This is a genomic window from Pseudomonas sp. SK (assembly GCF_012975065.1).
GTDB classification, from domain to species: Bacteria; Pseudomonadota; Gammaproteobacteria; order Pseudomonadales; family Pseudomonadaceae; genus Aquipseudomonas; species Aquipseudomonas anuradhapurensis.
In genome coordinates this window covers 2,434,445-2,451,966 of the sequence record NZ_CP051857.1, presented here as the reverse complement: position 1 = coordinate 2,451,966, position 17,522 = coordinate 2,434,445, and the positions used below count along the sequence as shown (strand labels likewise).

Annotated in this window: 26 protein-coding genes; 15 read left to right on the top strand and 11 right to left on the bottom strand. The window is 63.8% G+C overall.

Annotated elements, in window-relative coordinates:
* The first annotated feature begins 138 nt into the window (after positions 1 to 138).
* Positions 139 to 549 carry a response regulator gene (locus HG549_RS11355; protein ID WP_170029587.1) on the top strand — a complete coding sequence of 137 codons (411 nt, stop codon included), beginning with the start codon at positions 139 to 141 and terminating at the stop codon, positions 547 to 549.
* Between the two features lie 59 nt (positions 550 to 608).
* On the opposite strand, the gene HG549_RS11350 is transcribed toward HG549_RS11355, so the two are convergent.
* The 4 genes from HG549_RS11350 to HG549_RS11335 all read right to left on the bottom strand — a co-directional run bounded on the left by HG549_RS11350 (position 609) and on the right by HG549_RS11335 (position 2,863).
* Complete coding sequence (locus HG549_RS11350) at positions 609 to 1,415, bottom strand: DUF3618 domain-containing protein (RefSeq protein ID WP_170029586.1); 807 nt, start codon at positions 1,413 to 1,415, stop codon at positions 609 to 611.
* Positions 1,412 to 1,840: a phage holin family protein gene (locus HG549_RS11345; RefSeq protein WP_170029585.1), complete on the bottom strand. Its 429-nt coding sequence runs from the start codon at positions 1,838 to 1,840 to the stop codon at positions 1,412 to 1,414. The genes HG549_RS11350 and HG549_RS11345 overlap by 4 nt, the downstream gene beginning before the upstream one ends.
* A complete protein-coding gene (locus tag HG549_RS11340; RefSeq protein WP_170029584.1) occupies positions 1,840 to 2,439 on the bottom strand; it encodes a hypothetical protein in 600 nt (199 codons plus the stop codon). The genes HG549_RS11345 and HG549_RS11340 overlap by 1 nt, the downstream gene beginning before the upstream one ends.
* A 175-nt stretch (positions 2,440 to 2,614) precedes the next feature.
* Positions 2,615 to 2,863, bottom strand: a complete 249-nt coding sequence (locus tag HG549_RS11335) for a hypothetical protein (protein WP_170029583.1) — start codon at positions 2,861 to 2,863, stop codon at positions 2,615 to 2,617.
* A 179-nt stretch (positions 2,864 to 3,042) separates the two neighbouring features.
* Between HG549_RS11335 and HG549_RS11330 the strand changes: the two genes are divergently transcribed.
* Positions 3,043 to 4,263 (top strand): zinc-dependent alcohol dehydrogenase, encoded by a 1,221-nt coding sequence (locus tag HG549_RS11330; protein WP_170029582.1) that lies wholly within the window; start codon positions 3,043 to 3,045, stop codon positions 4,261 to 4,263.
* Positions 4,260 to 4,676, top strand: a complete 417-nt coding sequence (locus HG549_RS11325) for a short chain dehydrogenase (RefSeq protein ID WP_170029581.1) — start codon at positions 4,260 to 4,262, stop codon at positions 4,674 to 4,676. Before HG549_RS11330 ends, HG549_RS11325 begins: the two co-directional genes overlap by 4 nt.
* Before the next feature lie 50 nt (positions 4,677 to 4,726).
* On the opposite strand, the gene HG549_RS11320 is transcribed toward HG549_RS11325, so the two are convergent.
* Positions 4,727 to 5,251 (bottom strand): hypothetical protein, encoded by a 525-nt coding sequence (locus HG549_RS11320; protein ID WP_170029580.1) that lies wholly within the window; start codon positions 5,249 to 5,251, stop codon positions 4,727 to 4,729.
* A gap of 142 nt (positions 5,252 to 5,393) precedes the next feature.
* Positions 5,394 to 5,627 carry a PLDc N-terminal domain-containing protein gene (locus HG549_RS11315; protein WP_170029579.1) on the bottom strand — a complete coding sequence of 78 codons (234 nt, stop codon included), beginning with the start codon at positions 5,625 to 5,627 and terminating at the stop codon, positions 5,394 to 5,396.
* A 187-nt stretch (positions 5,628 to 5,814) separates the two neighbouring features.
* Here HG549_RS11315 and HG549_RS11310 point away from each other — a divergent pair, with 187 nt between their 5' ends.
* From HG549_RS11310 to HG549_RS11300, 3 genes are read left to right on the top strand one after another with little or no spacing between them, the layout of a single operon-like run.
* Complete coding sequence (locus HG549_RS11310; RefSeq protein WP_170029578.1) at positions 5,815 to 6,318, top strand: CinA family protein; 504 nt, start codon at positions 5,815 to 5,817, stop codon at positions 6,316 to 6,318.
* 11 nt (positions 6,319 to 6,329) lie between these two features.
* Positions 6,330 to 6,836 (top strand): hypothetical protein, encoded by a 507-nt coding sequence (locus tag HG549_RS11305; RefSeq protein ID WP_170029577.1) that lies wholly within the window; start codon positions 6,330 to 6,332, stop codon positions 6,834 to 6,836.
* 12 nt (positions 6,837 to 6,848) lie between these two features.
* Positions 6,849 to 7,292 carry a DUF421 domain-containing protein gene (locus HG549_RS11300; protein WP_170029576.1) on the top strand — a complete coding sequence of 148 codons (444 nt, stop codon included), beginning with the start codon at positions 6,849 to 6,851 and terminating at the stop codon, positions 7,290 to 7,292.
* Here HG549_RS11300 and HG549_RS11295 read toward each other — a convergent pair.
* Both HG549_RS11295 and HG549_RS11290 read right to left on the bottom strand, forming a co-directional pair.
* Entirely contained in the window at positions 7,276 to 8,346 is a 1,071-nt protein-coding gene (locus HG549_RS11295) for a M28 family peptidase (protein ID WP_170029575.1), read from the bottom strand. The genes HG549_RS11300 and HG549_RS11295 overlap by 17 nt on opposite strands.
* A gap of 70 nt (positions 8,347 to 8,416) precedes the next feature.
* Positions 8,417 to 8,713: a DUF6555 family protein gene (locus HG549_RS11290; RefSeq protein WP_170029574.1), complete on the bottom strand. Its 297-nt coding sequence runs from the start codon at positions 8,711 to 8,713 to the stop codon at positions 8,417 to 8,419.
* Between the two features lie 192 nt (positions 8,714 to 8,905).
* Between HG549_RS11290 and HG549_RS11285 the strand changes: the two genes are divergently transcribed.
* On the top strand, positions 8,906 to 9,370 hold the full coding sequence (locus HG549_RS11285) for a hemerythrin domain-containing protein (protein ID WP_170029573.1): 465 nt from the start codon (positions 8,906 to 8,908) through the stop codon (positions 9,368 to 9,370).
* 51 nt (positions 9,371 to 9,421) lie between these two features.
* Positions 9,422 to 9,667 (top strand): hypothetical protein, encoded by a 246-nt coding sequence (locus HG549_RS11280; RefSeq protein ID WP_170029572.1) that lies wholly within the window; start codon positions 9,422 to 9,424, stop codon positions 9,665 to 9,667.
* Positions 9,668 to 9,693: 26 nt separating this feature from the next.
* Here the strand turns inward: HG549_RS11280 and HG549_RS11275 are convergent, their stop codons facing one another.
* Complete coding sequence (locus HG549_RS11275; protein WP_170029571.1) at positions 9,694 to 10,407, bottom strand: DUF72 domain-containing protein; 714 nt, start codon at positions 10,405 to 10,407, stop codon at positions 9,694 to 9,696.
* 148 nt (positions 10,408 to 10,555) lie between these two features.
* Between HG549_RS11275 and HG549_RS11270 the strand changes: the two genes are divergently transcribed.
* Positions 10,556 to 10,699, top strand: coding sequence for a hypothetical protein (locus HG549_RS11270; protein WP_170029570.1), 144 nt, complete (start codon positions 10,556 to 10,558; stop codon positions 10,697 to 10,699).
* A 3-nt stretch (positions 10,700 to 10,702) separates the two neighbouring features.
* Here the strand turns inward: HG549_RS11270 and HG549_RS11265 are convergent, their stop codons facing one another.
* Positions 10,703 to 10,999 (bottom strand): hypothetical protein, encoded by a 297-nt coding sequence (locus tag HG549_RS11265; RefSeq protein WP_170029569.1) that lies wholly within the window; start codon positions 10,997 to 10,999, stop codon positions 10,703 to 10,705.
* A gap of 305 nt (positions 11,000 to 11,304) precedes the next feature.
* Between HG549_RS11265 and cyoA the strand changes: the two genes are divergently transcribed.
* The 5 genes from cyoA to HG549_RS11240 are packed head-to-tail and all read left to right on the top strand — an operon-like array spanning position 11,305 to position 16,246.
* A complete protein-coding gene (gene cyoA, locus HG549_RS11260; RefSeq protein WP_372241573.1) occupies positions 11,305 to 12,144 on the top strand; it encodes a ubiquinol oxidase subunit II in 840 nt (279 codons plus the stop codon).
* A gap of 5 nt (positions 12,145 to 12,149) precedes the next feature.
* Positions 12,150 to 14,123 carry a cytochrome o ubiquinol oxidase subunit I gene (cyoB, locus tag HG549_RS11255; protein WP_170029567.1) on the top strand — a complete coding sequence of 658 codons (1,974 nt, stop codon included), beginning with the start codon at positions 12,150 to 12,152 and terminating at the stop codon, positions 14,121 to 14,123.
* A gap of 3 nt (positions 14,124 to 14,126) precedes the next feature.
* The gene (cyoC, locus tag HG549_RS11250; protein ID WP_170029566.1) at positions 14,127 to 14,738 is read left to right on the top strand and encodes a cytochrome o ubiquinol oxidase subunit III; all 612 of its coding nucleotides are present in this window, start codon (positions 14,127 to 14,129) and stop codon (positions 14,736 to 14,738) included.
* Positions 14,738 to 15,076: a cytochrome o ubiquinol oxidase subunit IV gene (cyoD, locus tag HG549_RS11245; protein ID WP_170029565.1), complete on the top strand. Its 339-nt coding sequence runs from the start codon at positions 14,738 to 14,740 to the stop codon at positions 15,074 to 15,076. The genes cyoC and cyoD overlap by 1 nt, the downstream gene beginning before the upstream one ends.
* A 45-nt stretch (positions 15,077 to 15,121) precedes the next feature.
* Positions 15,122 to 16,246: a mechanosensitive ion channel family protein gene (locus HG549_RS11240; RefSeq protein WP_170029564.1), complete on the top strand. Its 1,125-nt coding sequence runs from the start codon at positions 15,122 to 15,124 to the stop codon at positions 16,244 to 16,246.
* Positions 16,247 to 16,280: 34 nt separating this feature from the next.
* On the opposite strand, the gene HG549_RS11235 is transcribed toward HG549_RS11240, so the two are convergent.
* Complete coding sequence (locus HG549_RS11235; RefSeq protein WP_170029563.1) at positions 16,281 to 16,499, bottom strand: hypothetical protein; 219 nt, start codon at positions 16,497 to 16,499, stop codon at positions 16,281 to 16,283.
* 505 nt (positions 16,500 to 17,004) lie between these two features.
* Between HG549_RS11235 and HG549_RS11230 the strand changes: the two genes are divergently transcribed.
* A complete protein-coding gene (locus tag HG549_RS11230; RefSeq protein WP_170029562.1) occupies positions 17,005 to 17,514 on the top strand; it encodes a ferritin-like domain-containing protein in 510 nt (169 codons plus the stop codon).
* Positions 17,515 to 17,522 lie beyond the last annotated feature (8 nt).

Sequence of the window (17,522 nt, the reverse complement as noted above, 5' to 3'; positions counted from 1 at the left end):
CTGCACAAAACCTGTCAGCAAAAAGGAATTTTCGGCAACCTGCCGCTGTCGCAGTGATAGCGCACTGCCACCGCCTGCATTGCTCCACGCAAGCTGACGTCCCTTCTTTCCACCCGTGCGCGATGTTTGAGTATTGCCATGAACACCTACGAGTCATCCGCTGTTCACCCAACCATCCTGCTGGTGGAGGACGAGCCGATCCTGCGTGAACTGCTGACCTGCGCCCTGGAAGACCTGAGCGCCACAGTCTTCCCGGTGGGTACCGCCGAAGAGGGCCGGCGGCTCTCGCTACGGCAGGCATTTTCGCTGCTGCTGACCGACGTCAGAACGCCCGGCCCGTTGAACGGGCTGGCGCTTGCGCAGGAGATCCATGAGCGCCAACCGGCGACCCGGATCATTGTCATGAGTGGTTACCACGAGGCGGCAAGCACCACGCTACCGACGGGTGCGGTGTTTCTGCCCAAGCCCTGGGCGCTCGACCAGTTGCTCGCGGTCATTGGCGACCAGCTGGAAAAGGTCAAACCGCCGATCGTCAGGCCTGCCGCCTGACGCCCGGCAGCGGCCCCTTCAGCGCATGCCGAAGGGGCTGCTGCTCAAGGTGCCGCAGGTCAGGGGTTGAAGCCCAACCCTGATGACAGGTCGGAGCCGTCAGCGCCCCGCCCCGGCCGGGCCGGCGGTTTGTCGGCCCCCTGCTCAAGCGACTGCGTAACCGACGCCTTCACCTCGCTGCCTTTGGCCTTGAGCGTGTCGGTCAGGCGGTCGCTGCTGGCGCCCATGAGCTGGTCTTCCTTGCGGGTACTCGGTAGCGCCGCTCCTAACGCAGCACCCAGGGCAATGCCCAGCGCAGCCAACACCAGCGGCTGTTCTTGCAGCAGGTGGTCGAACGAGCCCTTGAGTGCCGTTGCCTGATCGCCGACCTTGTGCGCGGAGCTGCGCAAGGTATCGGCAGAGGCGCCCATCGAATCCCGCGCACCGCTGCCCAGGTCACTGGCCCGATCACGCATGTCATGCGCTTTCATGCGCACTTTCTGGCTGGCATCGTGCATCGCCTCGCCTGCCGAAGCGAAGGCGCCCTTCACGCTATCCACCGCCTCGCCGAGCTTGTCGCCCAGCCCCGGCCCGTGGTGCGCAGGCCCCGGATTGAACGGGCGGTTCTGGTTGAGCCCGAGCCACGCCAGGCCCAGCACGGTCAAGGTGGCAGGCACCGGGTTGTTCTTGAGGGTGGTGCCCAGGTTGGTGAAGAACTCACCGCCGTTACCCTTGGCGTAAGCCAGTACCCGGTCGACCATCTGGCCCGGGCTCAGCCGCTGTTCCAGGGCATCCACCAGGTCACTGATGTGCTCGCGCTTGGCATTGATTTCCTGTTCGAGCTGCTCCGGGTCCTTGTGCGCCTCATGTTCGAAGGAAGTAGTCATGGCAGTTTCCTCGTCAGCGTGTCCTTGTCCTGTTGCATGGCATGCAGGGTACGGTCAGGGGCCAGGTGGCCAGGCTCGAACTGTTTCTTGCCTGACTGCAGCATGATGAAGCCGATCACCACCGTGACCGCGCCCACTATCAACGCCGCCAGCCAGGGCTGGACCACCAGGGCCAAGGCGTAGACTGCCGCCAGCAGCAGCATGATGAACCCTGCCAGGACCACGATTGCGCCGGCCGCCACGGCTGCAGTGCCAGCCTTGAGGGTGGCCAGGTTGTGCTGCAGTTCGGCCTTGGCCAGGGCCAGTTCCTTGGTGAACAGCTCCGGTACTTCGCGCATCAGCTGACGCAGCAGGCCACCGACGCCGACCGGGTCATCAGCCGGAGTGTGCAGCCCTGGGGTAGTGTGCAAAGGATCTTTGTTCATCATTCGCCTCCTTTGAGCGGATCGCGTTCGAATGGGCTGCCACTGACCGGCGTGCCGGCACCGGGCCCGATCGGGTCGACCGGGGTGTAGGGTTCACGGGTGGATACGTCGCTGCCGCGGTCGGGTACCACTGGCTGCGTGGCCTGTGGCGCGGTGAAACCATGCGCTGCTGTGTCGGAGGGTGTGCCCGCATGGGTTTCGCTGGCGCGCATGAAGCGCGAAATGGCAAAACCGACGGCCACGCTGCCGGCCAGGAACAAGGCCGGATTGCTGCGCGCCAGTTGCGTGCCGCGTTGCAACAGGCTTTCGGCGCTTTCGTGGCGCACCTGCTCGGCAAACTCGCCCATGCACTCCGCCGCCTGGGTCAGGTACCGCGACAGGCCAAGGCTGTCATTGCCTTCCAGGGCCGCTGCGGCCGAACGTGCGCCTTCCTGGAGGGAGTCGAGCTGATCGGCCGCACTGTCGCGGTAATGCTCCAGCTGCTCACCACCTTTCTGCCTGGCCTCACCCAGCAAGGCCCCGGCTTCCTCACCAATGGCATGTACGTGGTCCGAGTTGCGGTTGGGCGGAGAGGTCGAGCTTTGATCGGTCTTTTCCATCATTACGTCCTCGAAGCGGATTGTTGGAAAAATGCCGGATTTCTGCAGGCATCCATTCGAGGGACGTAACCACGCCTCGCCGAGTTCAGTCGTGATGATCTGTGACATTTACCCAGCGGGCCAATGAACCGCGCACCGACAACCCGCGGACCGTGCATCTGGTGCAAGGGTTTCATCAGCCGTGGTAATCAGCGCCGGCAATGGCCTTGAGGAACGCGCGGTCGGCCAACCGTCGCAGGTCGCGCCACTGCTCCCAGGACACCAGGCCGAGGCGGTCCATCTCCTCGGCCTGACGGAGCAGTTCCTCGTGATGGCTGCTGGGGCACTCGCGCCGTCGCTCAAGATCATCGAACAGGCAGAACCAGCGGTTGATGGCCTCGAGCCGGCGCTGCTCGATGCTGATCTGCCCGGTAAGCGCATTCATGTTGGCCGCCCTCCATTGTTTGTCAGTCGAGCCCTGACGACGGAACAAGGTTCACTCGATCGCGTTCACCGAAGCGCCTGGTTCGCCACTGAATGATTCCACCTGAACTTTCCCTCTGCCCCTGGCTTCCCCTGCATAGAGCAGCATCAACACCATCCGCCACTGCAGGAGCTGAACCCATGAGAGCATTGACATACCACGGGGCCCAGGACGTCCGGGTCGACAATGTCCCTGACCCGGCCATCCAGGACGAGGACGACATCATCCTGCGGGTCACCGCCACCGCCATCTGCGGCTCCGACCTGCACCTGTACCACGGCAAGATTCCGCAGACCGAACCTGGCGATATCTTCGGCCACGAGTTCATGGGCGTGGTCGAGGAGACCGGCCGCGGCGTCACCAACCTGCAGGTCGGTGATCGCGTGGTGATCCCCTTCGTGATCGCCTGTGGCAGTTGCTTCTTCTGCCAGCTCGAGCAGTTCGCCGCTTGCGAAACCACCAATACCGGCCGTGGTGCGATCCTCAACAAGAAGAGCATCCCGCCGGGTGCGGCGTTGTTCGGCTACAGCCACCTGTATGGCGGCGTGCCCGGTGGCCAGGCCGATTTCGTGCGGGTGCCCAAGGCCAACGTCGGCCCGTTCAAGGTGCCCACCGCCCTGCCCGACGACAAAGTGCTGTTCCTCTCGGACATCCTGCCCACGGCCTGGCAGGCCGTGACCAATGCCCAGGTCGGCCAGGGTTCGACCGTGGCCATTTATGGTGCCGGCCCGGTCGGCCTGCTGAGCGCGGCCTGCGCACGCATGCTTGGCGCGCAGACGATCTTCATGGTCGATGACAACGACTACCGCCTGGCATTCGCCCGCGATGCCTACGGCGTGGTACCGATCAACTTCGAGCAGGATGACGACCCGGCCGACAGCATCATCCGCCTGACCCCAGGCATGCGCGGCGTGGATGCAGTCATCGATGCGGTCGGTTTCGAGGCCAAGGGCAGCACCACCGAAACGCTGCTGACCACGCTGAAGATCGAGGGCAGCAGCGGCAAAGCGCTGCGCCAGAGCATCGCCGCGGTGCGCCGAGGTGGCGTGGTCAGTGTGCCGGGGGTGTATGCCGGGTTCATCCATGCCTTCATGTTTGGCGATGCCTTCGACAAGGGCCTGACCTTCAAGATGGGCCAGACCCATGTGCAGAAGTTCTTGCCCGAACTGCTCGAACATATCGAGGCCGGGCGCCTGGAGCCGGAACTGATCGTCACCCACCGCCTGGCCCTGGAAGAAGCGGCGTTGGGCTACCGGATGTTCGACCAGAAGCAGGACGACTGCCGCAAGGTCATCCTCGTGCCGGGTGCTGCTGCCGGCACCTTGGGGCCTGACCACGCATTCGCGGGGAGCCAGCCATGATCGATCCGGCAACCGGCATGCGGCCGGGCGAGCGCTACAGTGTGGAAAGCCTGGAGCGGGCGCATCAGTTTCCCGGCTTCTTCCTCGACGGCAAATACTACCTGGGGCCCGAGCTGCTGACCGCGGTCGGCTGGCTCGAAGGGCAGCGGTTCATCTATGACGCACTCGATGCCACCGGCGAACCGGTGTTCCCCGGGCGTGCGGCCGGCGACATCAAGGACCTGACCCTGACCTTGGTCGACGGCACGCGTCTGGCGTTGACCCGCATCGATGCCTGGGCAGCCGGGGAAGCCCTGCCCAGGCAACCAGGCGAGCGTCGCAAGCGGCACGACAGACCTGGCGTGCTGGCGGTTGCAGCCATGCTGCTGTTGGGCGGCTGTTGCCTGGCAGCACTGCGTCGCGCACGACGGTGAGCCCGCACAGGGGGCTCGTAAGGCCCCCTTCGACGCGAGCAGCTGCCGGCTCATGCCAGCTGGATGAACACCGCATAACCGCCCAAGACGATCCAGAAAACCAGAAAGATCCAGGGCGTGCGCAGCGAGAACAACAATGACTTGCGGTGCCCCGCCTGCGAGGTTTCGGCCTCGCTGAACAGCGGTGACTCATCATAGGCCAGGCCCATCAACGGCTCGCTGCGCAGCAGGTGGCTCTGCTTCAACTGCCAGTGCTCGATGATCTTGTAGGCGGCCCGGATGCCTGGCCAGGCATTGAGTGAGCTGAGCACCCCGAGCAAGGCGAGGAACGGCGGCACGATCAGGGTGAACATCTCGCCCCAGCTCTGGTTCAGGTTGCCCATCGACGATACGAAAGCAATGACCAGAAACGACTGGGCCGTGAGGTAGGCATCGGTGCGATTGGCCAGGATACTGGTTTCGTACTGGATTTCATGGCGGTAGAAATCCAGCCGCTCCTTTGGCGAGCCGAACATGCGGGCGTTGTGTTCGTTGATTTCATGCTCGGGGGTAGCGGGAGTGATGATGCGTGGCACGTGGGCTCCTGGAAAATGAAAGTGATGTGGACTGCACAGGATTGATCCGGCACGGCGCGTGTGGGAGCGGCTTCACCCACGCAAAGCGGCGAAGCCGCTGCCATGCAGCGCCTCTCCCACAACGACCGTACTGCCCCGCCGTCTAGCCCTTGCTGTGTTCAGGTGAAGACGGCCCGGTGCCGCGCTTGATGCCGCGTGGCCCGAGCACACCCCAGATGGCCAGGCCGACCACCGGCAAGGCCAGCAGCAGCAGCGCCCACATGGCCTTGGTTGCATCGCGCTTGTCGCTGCGGAACACACTGACAATGGCCCACAGGTCGACCAGCAGAATGATCGCCGCCACCGCGATCCAGAAATACGTCACAGGCTCGGTCATGATCGCCTCTCCTCTGGTTGGACCGGCAGCAGTGCACTGCTGCGCACCACCACCTCGTACTAAGAGGAAGCCACCAGGCCGGGCAAAGTTCAGCGGGCTTTGCCCGGCATTGATGGGCGGCTCACCTGCACTGAACCAACCGCGCAAGAAACACGTCCACCACAAAACAACGCATGAGTGACCTGCCATGGCGACCGACCCCGTACTCGAGGCCATCGACTACCTGAAAACCCACAAGCTGGTGCTGACCACTGCAGAATCCTGCACGGCAGGCGCCATGGTGGCGCTGCTTGCGGCAGTCCCCGGCACCGGCGAGGTGCTGGAGAGCGGCTACGTGGTGTACGCGCCCAGTGCCAAGAAACGCCTGCTCGGCGTCAACCCGCAGACCATCGAACGCTACGGCCTGACCAGCGAAGCAGTGGCCTGGGAGATGGCCCTGGGCGCCCTGAAAGACAGCGATGCAACGGTCGCCATTGCCTGCACCGGTGTCGCCGGGCCAGAGCCGCAGGATGCCATCGCGCCTGGGACCCTGTGTTTCGCCTGGGCATTCACCGGTGAACCGCTGGCCGTGTTCACGCGTACCCAGCGCTTTTTCGGCGAGCGGGCAGATGTCATGCGCCAGGGCGCGCTGTATGGCTTGTCGCACCTGGCCCATTACCACCAGCGCTGGTTGCGCGGCGAACGCGCCTGAGGGCTACACGCATGAGCGACGACGAGCTGCGTTCAAGGCATCACCCGGTCGAGGAAGACATGCGCATGCAGCAGCGTGTGTGGCGCTTCGAACGGGTGGGCTGGTACATGCTTGTAGTGATCGTGCTGCTGGCCCTGGCCGGGCTGTTTGGCAACGGCCCGCTCAGTGACGCCCAGGTGGCCAGTGATGATGGCCGCGTGCGGGTCGACTATCAGCGGCTCAGCCGCAGCGGCACCACCGACAACCTGCGCATCACCGTGCGTGGTACACCGGGTGAACCGGTACAAGTGGTGCTCGGCGGCAGCCTGCTGCGCGAAGCCAGCATCGAAACGATGCAGCCGCAGCCGCAACTGTCGCGTTCCCATGGCCAGTCGCTGCTGTTGCAGCTCGGCACCAGCCACGACGGCATGGCCACCCTGTACCTGACCTTGCGCAGCGAACATGTCGGCAGGCTCGAAGGTGTGGTCAGGGCCGGGCAGGACAGCACCGTGCAGTTCGCCACCTTCCTCTACCCCTAGGAGTTCGACGACATGGACTCGATCCTGCGCGCCACAGCCATGTACATCGCCCTGATGCTGCTGTTTCGCGTGGCCGGCAGGCGCTCGCTGGCCGACCTGACCACCTTCGACTTCGTCTTGCTGCTGATTATCGGCGAGGCCACCCAACAGGCATTGCTGGGCGAGGATTTCTCCTTCATCAACGCCATGCTGGTGATTGCCACGCTGATCGTGCTGGATGTCGGCCTGTCACTGGCCAAGCTCAATTCCAGGCGCCTGGCACGCTTGCTCGACGGCCACGCCACGCTGGTAGTGGAACAGGGACGCTTCCTCCATCAGCGCATGCGCCGGGCACGCCTGACCGAAGACGACATCCTCGAATCGGCCCGCGACAGCCAAGGCCTCGAACGCGTCGAGCAGATCAAGTTCGCCATCGTCGAACGCAACGGCAAGATCTCGATCATCCCCCAGGAGTGAGCACCGCGTGCGGTTGCAGCACATACTCCAGCAGGCTGGCGGCACAGGCGCTGATCCCCTCCAGCAGCACCATCTCGAAACCGTGGGTGTTCTCGGTGGGGATGGCGATGCAGCCGGCACGGGCATCGGTCCCGGTGCTGAGCACTGCGCTGGCGTCCGAGGCGAAATCCACCAGCAGCGCTGGCTGCGGCGTGTACCCTGCCCTGCGCGTGGCCGCCATCAGGGCCCGCACCACGCTGCGGCTGTAATAGCCCTTCTGGTCGCCGGTATTGATGATCGGGTCGGCTGACAGGCGGGTGCCGTATTCATCCAGCACCGGCCCCACCTCCACCGCAATCGTCGTGTCGCCTGGCAGCCTGGCGGCAGCGTACATGGCACCGGCGTTGGACTCTTCTTCATGGCTGGTCAGCACGAACCAGACATCCTGGCGCAGTTCGCTGCGCCGCTGTTGCAGCAGGTGCGCGCAATGAATCACCGCCGCCAGCGGTGCGCGGTCATCGAGAAAATGCGCGGCAATGCAGTCCTCGACCTGGTACGGCTGGCGCCAATGCTGGCTCAGTACCACCCGCGTGCCCGGACGCACACCGGCCTGCTCGAGTGCCTGTGGGGTCATGCGGGTAACGACATACACATCCTTCCACTGCACGGCGCCGGACAACACATCCCGCCCGCTGCCGGACTGCCCGCTGTTGTGCATCGAACCATAGGACAGCACACCCCGGAGCAGCTGATGGTCAGCCATGATGTCGACCGGGCACACGCCAAAACTGATCGGCTGCGCGCCACCAAGCGCCAGCACCTCGAGGTTGCCATCCGGGCGGACTTTCTTGACGATCATGGCAATTTCATCAAGATGGGCCATCACCCGTATCGCCGCAGCAGGGTCGGCAGGGGCCACTGCGCGAATGACGCCGATCAGGTTGCCGGCACTATCGCCGTGCACCTCCTCGCAGCAAGCGGCCAGTGCCCGCTGCGCTACAATCCGGACCTCATCTTCCTGGCCACCGGGGCCACGCGCCAGCAACAAGCTATTGAGTAACGGCAGAATCTCCACGAACCTTCCCCTTGATCAAGGGCCGCTGGTGCGGCCCTGATTTCCCACTTTTGACAGCCGGCAAAGCGCTTCACGCTTCCCCGGAAGACCCACTCGAGAACTTCTTCACGTCTATGGGCGGCGCGACGAACTCAGGCCCCTGGCCCGACGCGCGCCAGCGCACATTGGCCAGCCCGTAACGCTCGGCCATCGGCCGGCTGACCTTCTTGATCTTGTGCTGGCCAAACCTGGGGATGATCCCCACGCCGGCATCGCAACTTGCCCAGTGCCAGGCTTCGGCATTGTCCATGCGTTCCTGGCGGATGATGAACGTGCGAAATTCCCCATGAAGCTCGTACTCGATCACAAACAACTGCGGTCCTGCCATTGGACTCTCCTCCATCGATTCAGGCTAATTGAGCCCGCGCCCGGCAAAAAGATTCATTTATTCTGACTTGCTGGTCATCACCCGCCCGTGCCGCGGCCGACCGGTGCGTTTATCAACCGCTTTGAACCTTGCGCCCAGCGCTTCACTCCATCGAAGGCAACCGTGATTTTTCCGAGCCCGAAGAGGTGATTCATGAACGCAATCGATCTGTTGGTCCAGGACCATGAGTTGGTGAAGAAGCTGCTGGAGGAGCTGTCCTCCACTACCGAGCGTGCAGTGAAAAAACGCACCGAGCTGCTCGAACGCATCAAGCAGGAGGTGACCATCCACACTGCCCTCGAAGAGGAAATCCTCTACCCGGCGATCAAGCAGGCCGGTGGCAAGGAAGAGGCGAAGATGTACTACGAGGCCAAGGAAGAGCATCGTGCCGTCGATTCCCTGGTGCTGCCGGACCTGCTGCAGACCGACACCGGCACCCTTGAGTTCGCCGGCCGGGTCAAGGTCATGAAGGAGCTGCTGGAGCACCATATCGAGGAAGAGGAAAGCGAGCTGTTCCCGACTGCCCGCAAGCTGCTGGGTAACCAGGCGCTGGAAGAGATGGGCCAGGCCATGCAAGCCCAGAAGAAACTGCTCAAGGGCGAGCTGAACGCCGCCTGACAACCGCCTGCGCGCCCCGCCGGGCGCGCAGGCGCGCCGTGGAAGCGTGTGATGGAAGATTGGATCGACTTGTTGCAATGGCCCGCCATGGCCCTGACGGTGCTGGCCGCCTGGTGCATTGGCTCGCGCCGCCCTGGCCGGCGCAAGCTGGGTTTCTGCTGTTTCATTGCCAGCAACCTGCTGTGGGCGATCTGGGGTTGGCAGGCCCAGGCCTGGGCCCTGATCATCCTGCAGGTTTGCCTGTGCGCGATGAACCTGCGGGGGTGGAAAAAGAACACCGCAATGGAAGCGGGCTGAGCGCCTGGCTATCAGCTCTGCCTCGCTCAGCGCAGATAACGCTGCAGCCTCAAGGCATCCCCCAGTGCAGCGCCGGAGGCGGTGTTGTCGAAGATGCACCAGCTCGGCACGCCAGCGGCGCGGCTGCGCTGCAACTGCTCGGCCAGGCGTTTTAGGTAGTCGTCGGCATAGGCGCTGTGATAGATGCGTGGTTCGCCATGCAGGCGCCAGTAGACCAGGCCCGGCCAGCCGGCTGGCTGGGCGTCGCTGGCGAAGCGTGCAGGGCTGGCGGCGACCTGGGCGATGTGCAGATCGACCAGCATCGACTGTGCGCCTTGCCAGCTGGCGTGCCTGGGTTCCAGCGCCACCGGCCCGGCATAGCGGGCGCGCAAATCGGCAAAGAATTGCCAGGCAGTTTCGCGGGTGTAGTCCAGCGAAGGGGGCAATTGCACCAGCAGGCAGCCGAGCTGCTCGCCCAGCTGGCCGCACTGGGCGAGGAACGCTTCCAACGCTGGCACGGCCCCGCGCAGCCGCTGTTCGTGGGTGATGCGCTTCGGCAGCTTCACGGCAAAACGAAAATCCGCCGAAACGGACGCAGCCCAGCGGGCATAGGTACCAGGCCGATGCGGCCGGTAGAACGAGCTGTTGATCTCGACTGCGTTCAAGCCCGTGGCGTAGCGCTGCAGGTGGCTGCCAGGGGCTGGAAACTCATCAGCATACTGGCGAGGCAGGCTCCAACCTGCGCAACCCAGATGAATCATCGCGTCGACTCCCTGAATCGTCCCCCCGTGACGGGGTCCTTCAATGGAACACTCCAGCGGGTACGACGTTCCATTGGCGACATCCAGTTGAACAGCTTGCGCGCCAGGGCGACCTAAGCCAGGTAACCAACCTGCAAGGAGCCACGCCATGATCGACCCCAACCACCCCGATCCGTATGTCGACGAGGTACCGCACAACCCCGGCGAACCTGTACCCAAGCCGGAGCCGGAACAACAGGCGCCCGACTGGCCGGAGGGCCAGGTGCCACCCGAGGAACAGTCCGACGGTTGAGCCTCAGCCACCGAGCGACTCGGCGCTGAACGCCCGGCGCTCGGCCGCTACCCGCCGGGCGCGCCCTACACCCCACACCAGCGCCCGGCTCATGGTTTCGCCGGGGCGCCGGGCATAGGCGCGTTCGTATAGCGCCGTGCCATCGGCCAGATATACGCCAATGAACAGCTGGGTTGCCCCGGTACGTGACAGGCGCGTCTGTACCTCCAGGCGGGTGTCGTCGTCGAGGGTTTCCTCGTGGACCTGATGGTGCAGGATCGGATCGCACCAGCTGCGGTACGTCTCGCCTCTCTTCTTCATGGGGCAGCCCTCGTGGTTGGTGTCTTCCATAGATCGTCGGGTTCCGCTGCCCAGTGCAAAAACAATCCGAACCATCAGACAGCCGGCCAAGCTGGACCAACGTCGCACACCGCCAACCACCGCTCGTCGCCTATGCGCAGATTCCATACAACCTTCCCCCGCCTGCCCTTCTTCTAACTCAACAAGCCTGAACATTCGGTAACACAATACGGGACAAACACATGGCAAAGGCATATACGGAAGCCGCCAGGCTGCTCGGCCTGCTGGTGCTCGGGGGCATCGCGCTGCAGTTGTCGGGTTGCGACATGGTGCTGTTCAACCCCAAGGGCCAGGTCGGCCTGGAGCAGCGCAACCTGATCATCCTCGCCACGCTGCTGATGCTGATCGTGGTCCTCCCGGTGATGGTCATGGCATTGGTGTTCTCGGTGCATTACCGGGCCTCCAACGTCAAAGCGCGGTATACACCGGAGTGGAGCCACTCGCGCGCTATCGAGCTGGTGGTCTGGGGCGTGCCGCTGCTCATCATCATCGTCCTCGGTATCGTTACCTGGCGCTCCACCCACGCGCTGGACCCCTACCGCCCGCTGCAGTCCGACGCCCGCCCGATCAAGGTGCAGGTGATCGCCACCGACTGGAAGTGGCTGTTCGTCTATCCCGAACTGGGCATTGCCTCGGTCAACGAACTGGCCATGCCGGTGGACACGCCGGTGGACTTCCGAGTGACCTCGGACGGGGCCATCACCTCGTTCTTCATCCCCGCCCTGGGCGGGCAGATCTACGCCATGGCCGGCATGCAGACGCAGCTGCACCTGATCGCCAACCATGCCGGCAGCTATACCGGCATCGCCGCCAACTACAACGGTCCCGGTTTTTCCGACATGCACTTCAAGGCCCTCGCCCTCGACCCGGCCGGCTTCGACGCCTGGGTGGCCAAGGTGCGTGGTTCGCAGCGCCGCCTCGACCAGGCCAGCTACACGCAGTTGGCCAAGCCCAGTGTCGCCCACCCGGTGGAGCACTACGCCACGGTCGACACGCAATTGTTCCAGTCGCTGATCGACAAGTACCAGGGCGTCAAGCGCTCGCGCGAGGTCGAGCGACGCCTGAGCGACCCACAAGGTGATGCGCCACAACCCGGCAAGGAGTAACGCACATGTTCGGAAAACTGACCTGGGATGCCATCCCTCTCGGCGAGCCCATCATCATGTACACCCTGGCGGTGGTCGGGCTGATCGGCATCGGCGGCGTGGGGGCGATCAGCTACAAGCGCAAGTGGACGTACCTGTGGCGGGAATGGTTTACCTCGGTGGACCACAAGCGCATCGGCGTGATGTACATCGTGGTCGCCCTGGTGATGCTGCTGCGCGGTTTCGCCGACGCGCTGATGATGCGCACCCAGCAGGCCATGGCCGCCGACGGTTCGCCGGGCTACCTGCCGCCGGAGCACTACGACCAGATCTTCACCGCCCACGGGGTGATCATGATCTTCTTCATGGCCATGCCGTTCGTGGTCGGCCTGATGAACATCGTGGTGCCGTTGCAGATCGGTGCGCGCGACGTGGCCTATCCGTTCCTCAACGCGGTCAGCTTCTGGCTGTTCGTTGCCGGTGCCCTGCTGGTCAACATTTCCCTCGGTGTCGGCGAGTTCGCCCGCACCGGCTGGGTCGCCTACCCGCCATTGTCCGGCATCGGCTACAGCCCGGGCGTCGGCGTGGACTACTACATCTGGTCGCTACAGATATCCGGCATCGGCACCTTGCTCACGGGCCTGAATTTCTTCGTCACCATCCTCAAGATGCGCACCACCGGCATGACCCTGTTCCGCATGCCGGTGTTCACCTGGACCGTGCTGTGCACCTCGATCCTGATCCTGGCGGCCTTCCCCATCCTCACCGCGACGCTGTTCATGCTCAGCCTGGACCGCTACCTGGGCATGCACTTCTTCACCAACGAGCTGGGCGGCAACCCGATGATGTACATCAACCTCATCTGGGCCTGGGGCCACCCGGAGGTGTACATCCTGATCCTGCCGGCCTTCGGCATCTTCTCCGAAGTGGCATCGACCTTCTCGCGCAAGCGCCTGTTCGGCTACTACTCGCTGGTGTGGGCGACCATCGTCATCACCGTGCTGTCGTTCATCGTCTGGGTGCACCACTTCTTCACCATGGGCGCCGGGCCCAACGTCAACGCGTTCTTCGGCATCATGACCATGATCATTGCCGTGCCGACCGGGGTGAAGATCTTCACCTGGCTGTTCACCATGTACCGTGGGCGGGTGCGCTTCGAGACACCGATGCTGTGGACCGTGGGCTTCATCGTCACCTTCAGCATCGGTGGCATGACCGGGGTACTGCTGGCGGTACCAGGTGCGGACTTCCTGCTGCACAACAGCCTGTTCCTGATCGCGCACTTCCATAACGTGATCATTGGCGGTGCGGTGTTCGGCTACCTGTGCGGCCTCACCTACTGGTTCCCCAAGGCCTTCGGCTTCAAGCTCTACGACCCGCTGGGCCGCGCGGCGTTCTGGTGCTGGCTGGTCGGCTTCTACTGCGCCTTCATGCCGTCCTACTTCCTTGGCTTCATGGGCATGACCCGGCGCCTGAACCACTTCGACGTGCCGGAATGGCGGCCGTTGCTGCTCCTGGAGATGCTCGGCGTGCTGATCATCCTGTGCGGCGTGGCCTGCCAGGTCATGCAACTGGTGGTGAGTATCCGCAAGCGCCACGAAAACCGCGACCACACCGGCGACCCGTGGGACGGCCGGACCCTGGAATGGGCCACCGCCTCGCCGCCGCCGTTCTACAACTTTGCCGAGCAACCCGTGGTACATGGCATCGATGCCTATTGGGGGATGAAGGAGAAAGGCGTGAAAACCCTGGTGGAGGCGGACTTCCGCAAGATCCACATGCCTTGCAACACCAGCCTCGGCGTGGTGCTTGGGGCACTCTCGACGGTGATGGGCTTTGCCCTGGTCTGGCACATCTGGTGGCTGGTGATCGCCAGCCTGCTGGCCACGGTGGCGACGCTGGTGGTGCGCAGCTATGACCAGCACACCGAATACTACGTGTCGGCCGAGGAAGTCGAGCGCGTGGAAACCGAACGGCGGCAACTGCTGGCGGAGGCCTGAACCATGTCCCATATCGTGCTGAACGAAACTGCCCACCAGCAGGAGCAAGGCTACGAGGATGCCGGTTCCCTGAGCCTGTTCGGCTTCTGGATCTACCTGATGACCGACTGCATCCTGTTCGCCACGCTGTTCGCCACCTATGCCGTGCTGGGCCAGGCGGTGGCCGGCGGGCCGAGCGCGGCGGACATCTTCGAGCTGCCGTATGTACTGGTCGAAACCTTCCTGCTGCTGTTCAGCAGCATCAGCTACGGCTACGCCATGCTGGCCAACCACCGCAAGGACAAACGCCGGGTGCTGCAGTGGCTGGGGGTGACCTTCCTGCTCGGCCTGGGCTTCATCGCCATGGAGCTCAACGAATTCCACCACCTGATTGCCGAAGGTGCCGGCCCGCAGCGCAGCGCGTTCCTCACCGGCTTCTTCACCCTGGTCGGCACCCATGGCCTGCATGTGCTGGTCGGCCTGGTGTGGATGGCCTTGCTGATGATCCAGGTGCAGCAGCGCGGCCTGTGCTGCGTCAATTCCACACGCCTGAGCTGCCTGAGCCTGTTCTGGCACTTCCTCGACATCGTGTGGGTGTGCGTGTTTACCGTCGTCTACCTGTTCGGGGTGATCTGATGTCCAGTGAAAGCCAGGTCCACAGCAGTGCCGGTGCCAGCCAGAGCAGCCACCAATCCTACAACGTGGGTTTCCTGCTGGCCGCCATCCTCACCCTCGTGCCCTTCGGGCTGGCCATGTACCCGAGCCTGCCACGCCACCTGACGTTCCTGCTGGTGCTGGTCTGCGCGGTGGTGCAGATCCTCGTGCACATGCTGTTCTTCCTGCACCTGACCACCGCACGGGAGCAGCGCTGGAGCCTGGTGGCGCTGGTGTTCACGGTGGTGATCATCGTGCTGCTGGTGGGGCTGTCGTTGTGGATCATGTACTACGTGCACGCCAACATGCTGGGTCTGTAGGCCCGGCCCCTGTCACCCGACCCTGACGGAAGGAGGCAAGCCCTCATGAGTGACCGCATCATCGCACTGTTCGCCGAAACCACGCTGTTCGGCATATCCATCCTCAACCTGTTGCTGGCATTGGCCGTTGCCATCCTCACCTTCCTGGTCGCGCGGGCGGCCATCAGCTTCGTGCTGCGCCGGGTCCGGCGCTGGTCCGAACATGACGGCGTACTCAGCCAGGTGCTGGCCAAGGTGCTCGCGGGCACCAGCAATTTCCTCTTGCTGCTCGCCTCGTTGCTGGTCGGCCTGAGCATGCTCGACCTGCCCGAGCGTTGGCTGACACGGGTCGGCAGCCTGTGGTTCGTGGTCGCGGCGTTGCAGATCGGGTTGTGGGCCAACCGTGCCATTGGCCTGGGCCTGAGCCGCTACTTCGCACGCCATGGCAACAGTGGCTTGAACCAGGGCAGCGCGCTGGCCACCCTGTCGGCCTGGGGCGCGCGGGTATTGCTGTGGTCCGTGGTGCTGCTGGCGATGCTGTCCAACCTCGGCGTCAATATCACCGCCTTCGTCGCCAGCCTGGGCGTGGGTGGCATCGCCGTCGCGCTGGCGGTGCAGAACATCCTCGGCGACCTGTTCGCCTCGTTGTCGATCGCCGTGGACAAGCCCTTCGAAGTGGGCGACTTCATCGTCATCGGCCCGCTGGCCGGAACGGTGGAACACGTCGGGCTGAAAACCACGCGCATCCGCAGCCTGGGTGGCGAACAGATCGTGATGGCCAACGCCAGCATGATCAGCAGCACCATCCAGAACTACAAACGCCTGCAGGAGCGGCGCATCGTGTTCGAGTTCGGCCTGTCGTACGACACGCCCACCGAGGCGGTGAAGAAGGCGCCGGCGATCGTCGAAGAAGCGATCAAGGCGCAGGACCAGGTGCGCTTCGATCGCGCCCACCTGCGTGGCTTCGGCAAGGAGGCGCTGGAGTTCGAATGCGTGTACATCGTCAAGGACCCGGGCTACAACCTGTACATGGACATTCAGCAGGCCATCAACTTCCGTCTGCTCGAGCGCTTCTCGAACATCGGCGCCAAGTTTGCCGTACCGGTGCGCGCGATCAAGGTCACTGCCCTGCCAGAGGAAACCCGCGCTCAGGAGCAAGGCCGCGGGAGCCTGGGTATCCGCGGAGCATGAAGGGGCGTCCTGCCCCGTTCATGCCGCGTGAGGTTCAGGGCTGCTGATAATGGCCCGGCGAGGTGCCGGGCTGATGATCGTGTTCCAGGCGCTGCACCTGCACATCGGTGAAAGACGTTGCCTCGGTACGGTGAAGGCCCTGCAGGTAGTCGCGTGCAACCTCTCTGCTCAGGTCCTCTTCGTCGCTGCGCAACTCACAGGTGCCCGGTTGATTGTCGAGAATGTAGCTGATCAGGTACAGGTACTTGGCCATCGAATAAGCTCCCACTTGGCTGGATGTAAACGGACGACGCACTGGGTTGATCCAGCTATGGGTGATTCCGTTCAACAGCGATGACGGCTGGCCGCAGAACATTCATTGCGGTGCAGGAAGGCACCGGCTGTGCCGGTGATCGCGGCTGAAGCCGCTCCTACAGGTACGGCGTCAGCCCGAAGCCGGCGCGGCTCACACACGTAGGAGCGGATTTATCCGCGAAGCAGGCGACGCGCTGGCTGGCACCGGCTGTGCCGGTGTTCGCGGCTGAAGCCGCTCCTACCGGTACCGCGCAAGCCCGAATCCGGCGCGGTTCACCATGTAGGAGCGGATTTATCCGCGATGCAGGCGCCGCGGTAAATGCCACCGGCCATGCCCGCTGCCACGTGGATTGCCCAGGCCTTTAGCTCCACAGCTCCTGCTGCCATCCGTCGAGTGGTTCGACCGTTCCAGCCCTTGCGGGCCTCACAACAGTACCTATCACTGGAACGGAGAGGTACTTGAAATGGCAACGGTACAAGACAACCTGCTGGACTGGCTGCGCGACGCCCATGCCATGGAGCAACAGGCCGAAAGCATGCTCAAGGGCCAGGCCGAACGCCTCGAGCACTACCCGCAGCTCAAGGGCCGTATCGTGCAGCACATCGAAGAAACCCAGGGCCAGCAACGCCTGCTGCTGGAATGCATCGAGCGGCTGGGTGGCAGCACATCCACCCTCAAGGACCTGGCCGGCAAACTCATGGCGTTCGGCCAGGCTGTCGGCGGCATGGTCATGAGTGATGAAGTGGTCAAGGGCGCGATGTCTGGCTACGTGTTCGAGAACATGGAGATCGCCTCGTACACGGTACTGATCGAAGCGGCCGAGGCGGCTGGCGACAGCGCCACGGCCGAGGCGTGCAGGTCAATCCTGAAAGAAGAGGAAGCCATGGCCCAGTGGCTGAAGGAGCACCTGCCAGAAATCACCCGGGCGTTCCTGGCTCGCTCCGCTGACCCGGATGCCGAAGCCAAACGCTAGGAAGGGCC

Coding starts and splice junctions, on each gene's coding strand:
- HG549_RS11305 (WP_170029577.1), top strand. CDS start 6,330: ATGAGCGACGACGAGCTGCGTTCAAGGCATCACCCGGTCGAGGAAGAC.
- HG549_RS11235 (WP_170029563.1), bottom strand. CDS start 16,499: ATGGCCAAGTACCTGTACCTGATCAGCTACATTCTCGACAATCAACCG.
- HG549_RS11280 (WP_170029572.1), top strand. CDS start 9,422: ATGGAAGATTGGATCGACTTGTTGCAATGGCCCGCCATGGCCCTGACG.
- HG549_RS11350 (WP_170029586.1), bottom strand. CDS start 1,415: ATGACTACTTCCTTCGAACATGAGGCGCACAAGGACCCGGAGCAGCTC.
- cyoC (WP_170029566.1), top strand. CDS start 14,127: ATGTCCCATATCGTGCTGAACGAAACTGCCCACCAGCAGGAGCAAGGC.
- cyoD (WP_170029565.1), top strand. CDS start 14,738: ATGTCCAGTGAAAGCCAGGTCCACAGCAGTGCCGGTGCCAGCCAGAGC.
- HG549_RS11345 (WP_170029585.1), bottom strand. CDS start 1,840: ATGAACAAAGATCCTTTGCACACTACCCCAGGGCTGCACACTCCGGCT.
- HG549_RS11300 (WP_170029576.1), top strand. CDS start 6,849: ATGGACTCGATCCTGCGCGCCACAGCCATGTACATCGCCCTGATGCTG.
- cyoA (WP_372241573.1), top strand. CDS start 11,305: ATGGTGCTGTTCAACCCCAAGGGCCAGGTCGGCCTGGAGCAGCGCAAC.
- HG549_RS11340 (WP_170029584.1), bottom strand. CDS start 2,439: ATGGAAAAGACCGATCAAAGCTCGACCTCTCCGCCCAACCGCAACTCG.
- HG549_RS11230 (WP_170029562.1), top strand. CDS start 17,005: ATGGCAACGGTACAAGACAACCTGCTGGACTGGCTGCGCGACGCCCAT.
- HG549_RS11355 (WP_170029587.1), top strand. CDS start 139: ATGAACACCTACGAGTCATCCGCTGTTCACCCAACCATCCTGCTGGTG.
- HG549_RS11285 (WP_170029573.1), top strand. CDS start 8,906: ATGAACGCAATCGATCTGTTGGTCCAGGACCATGAGTTGGTGAAGAAG.
- HG549_RS11335 (WP_170029583.1), bottom strand. CDS start 2,863: ATGAATGCGCTTACCGGGCAGATCAGCATCGAGCAGCGCCGGCTCGAG.
- HG549_RS11265 (WP_170029569.1), bottom strand. CDS start 10,999: ATGAAGAAGAGAGGCGAGACGTACCGCAGCTGGTGCGATCCGATCCTG.
- cyoB (WP_170029567.1), top strand. CDS start 12,150: ATGTTCGGAAAACTGACCTGGGATGCCATCCCTCTCGGCGAGCCCATC.
- HG549_RS11240 (WP_170029564.1), top strand. CDS start 15,122: ATGAGTGACCGCATCATCGCACTGTTCGCCGAAACCACGCTGTTCGGC.
- HG549_RS11310 (WP_170029578.1), top strand. CDS start 5,815: ATGGCGACCGACCCCGTACTCGAGGCCATCGACTACCTGAAAACCCAC.
- HG549_RS11275 (WP_170029571.1), bottom strand. CDS start 10,407: ATGATTCATCTGGGTTGCGCAGGTTGGAGCCTGCCTCGCCAGTATGCT.
- HG549_RS11290 (WP_170029574.1), bottom strand. CDS start 8,713: ATGGCAGGACCGCAGTTGTTTGTGATCGAGTACGAGCTTCATGGGGAA.
- HG549_RS11325 (WP_170029581.1), top strand. CDS start 4,260: ATGATCGATCCGGCAACCGGCATGCGGCCGGGCGAGCGCTACAGTGTG.
- HG549_RS11330 (WP_170029582.1), top strand. CDS start 3,043: ATGAGAGCATTGACATACCACGGGGCCCAGGACGTCCGGGTCGACAAT.
- HG549_RS11270 (WP_170029570.1), top strand. CDS start 10,556: ATGATCGACCCCAACCACCCCGATCCGTATGTCGACGAGGTACCGCAC.
- HG549_RS11315 (WP_170029579.1), bottom strand. CDS start 5,627: ATGACCGAGCCTGTGACGTATTTCTGGATCGCGGTGGCGGCGATCATT.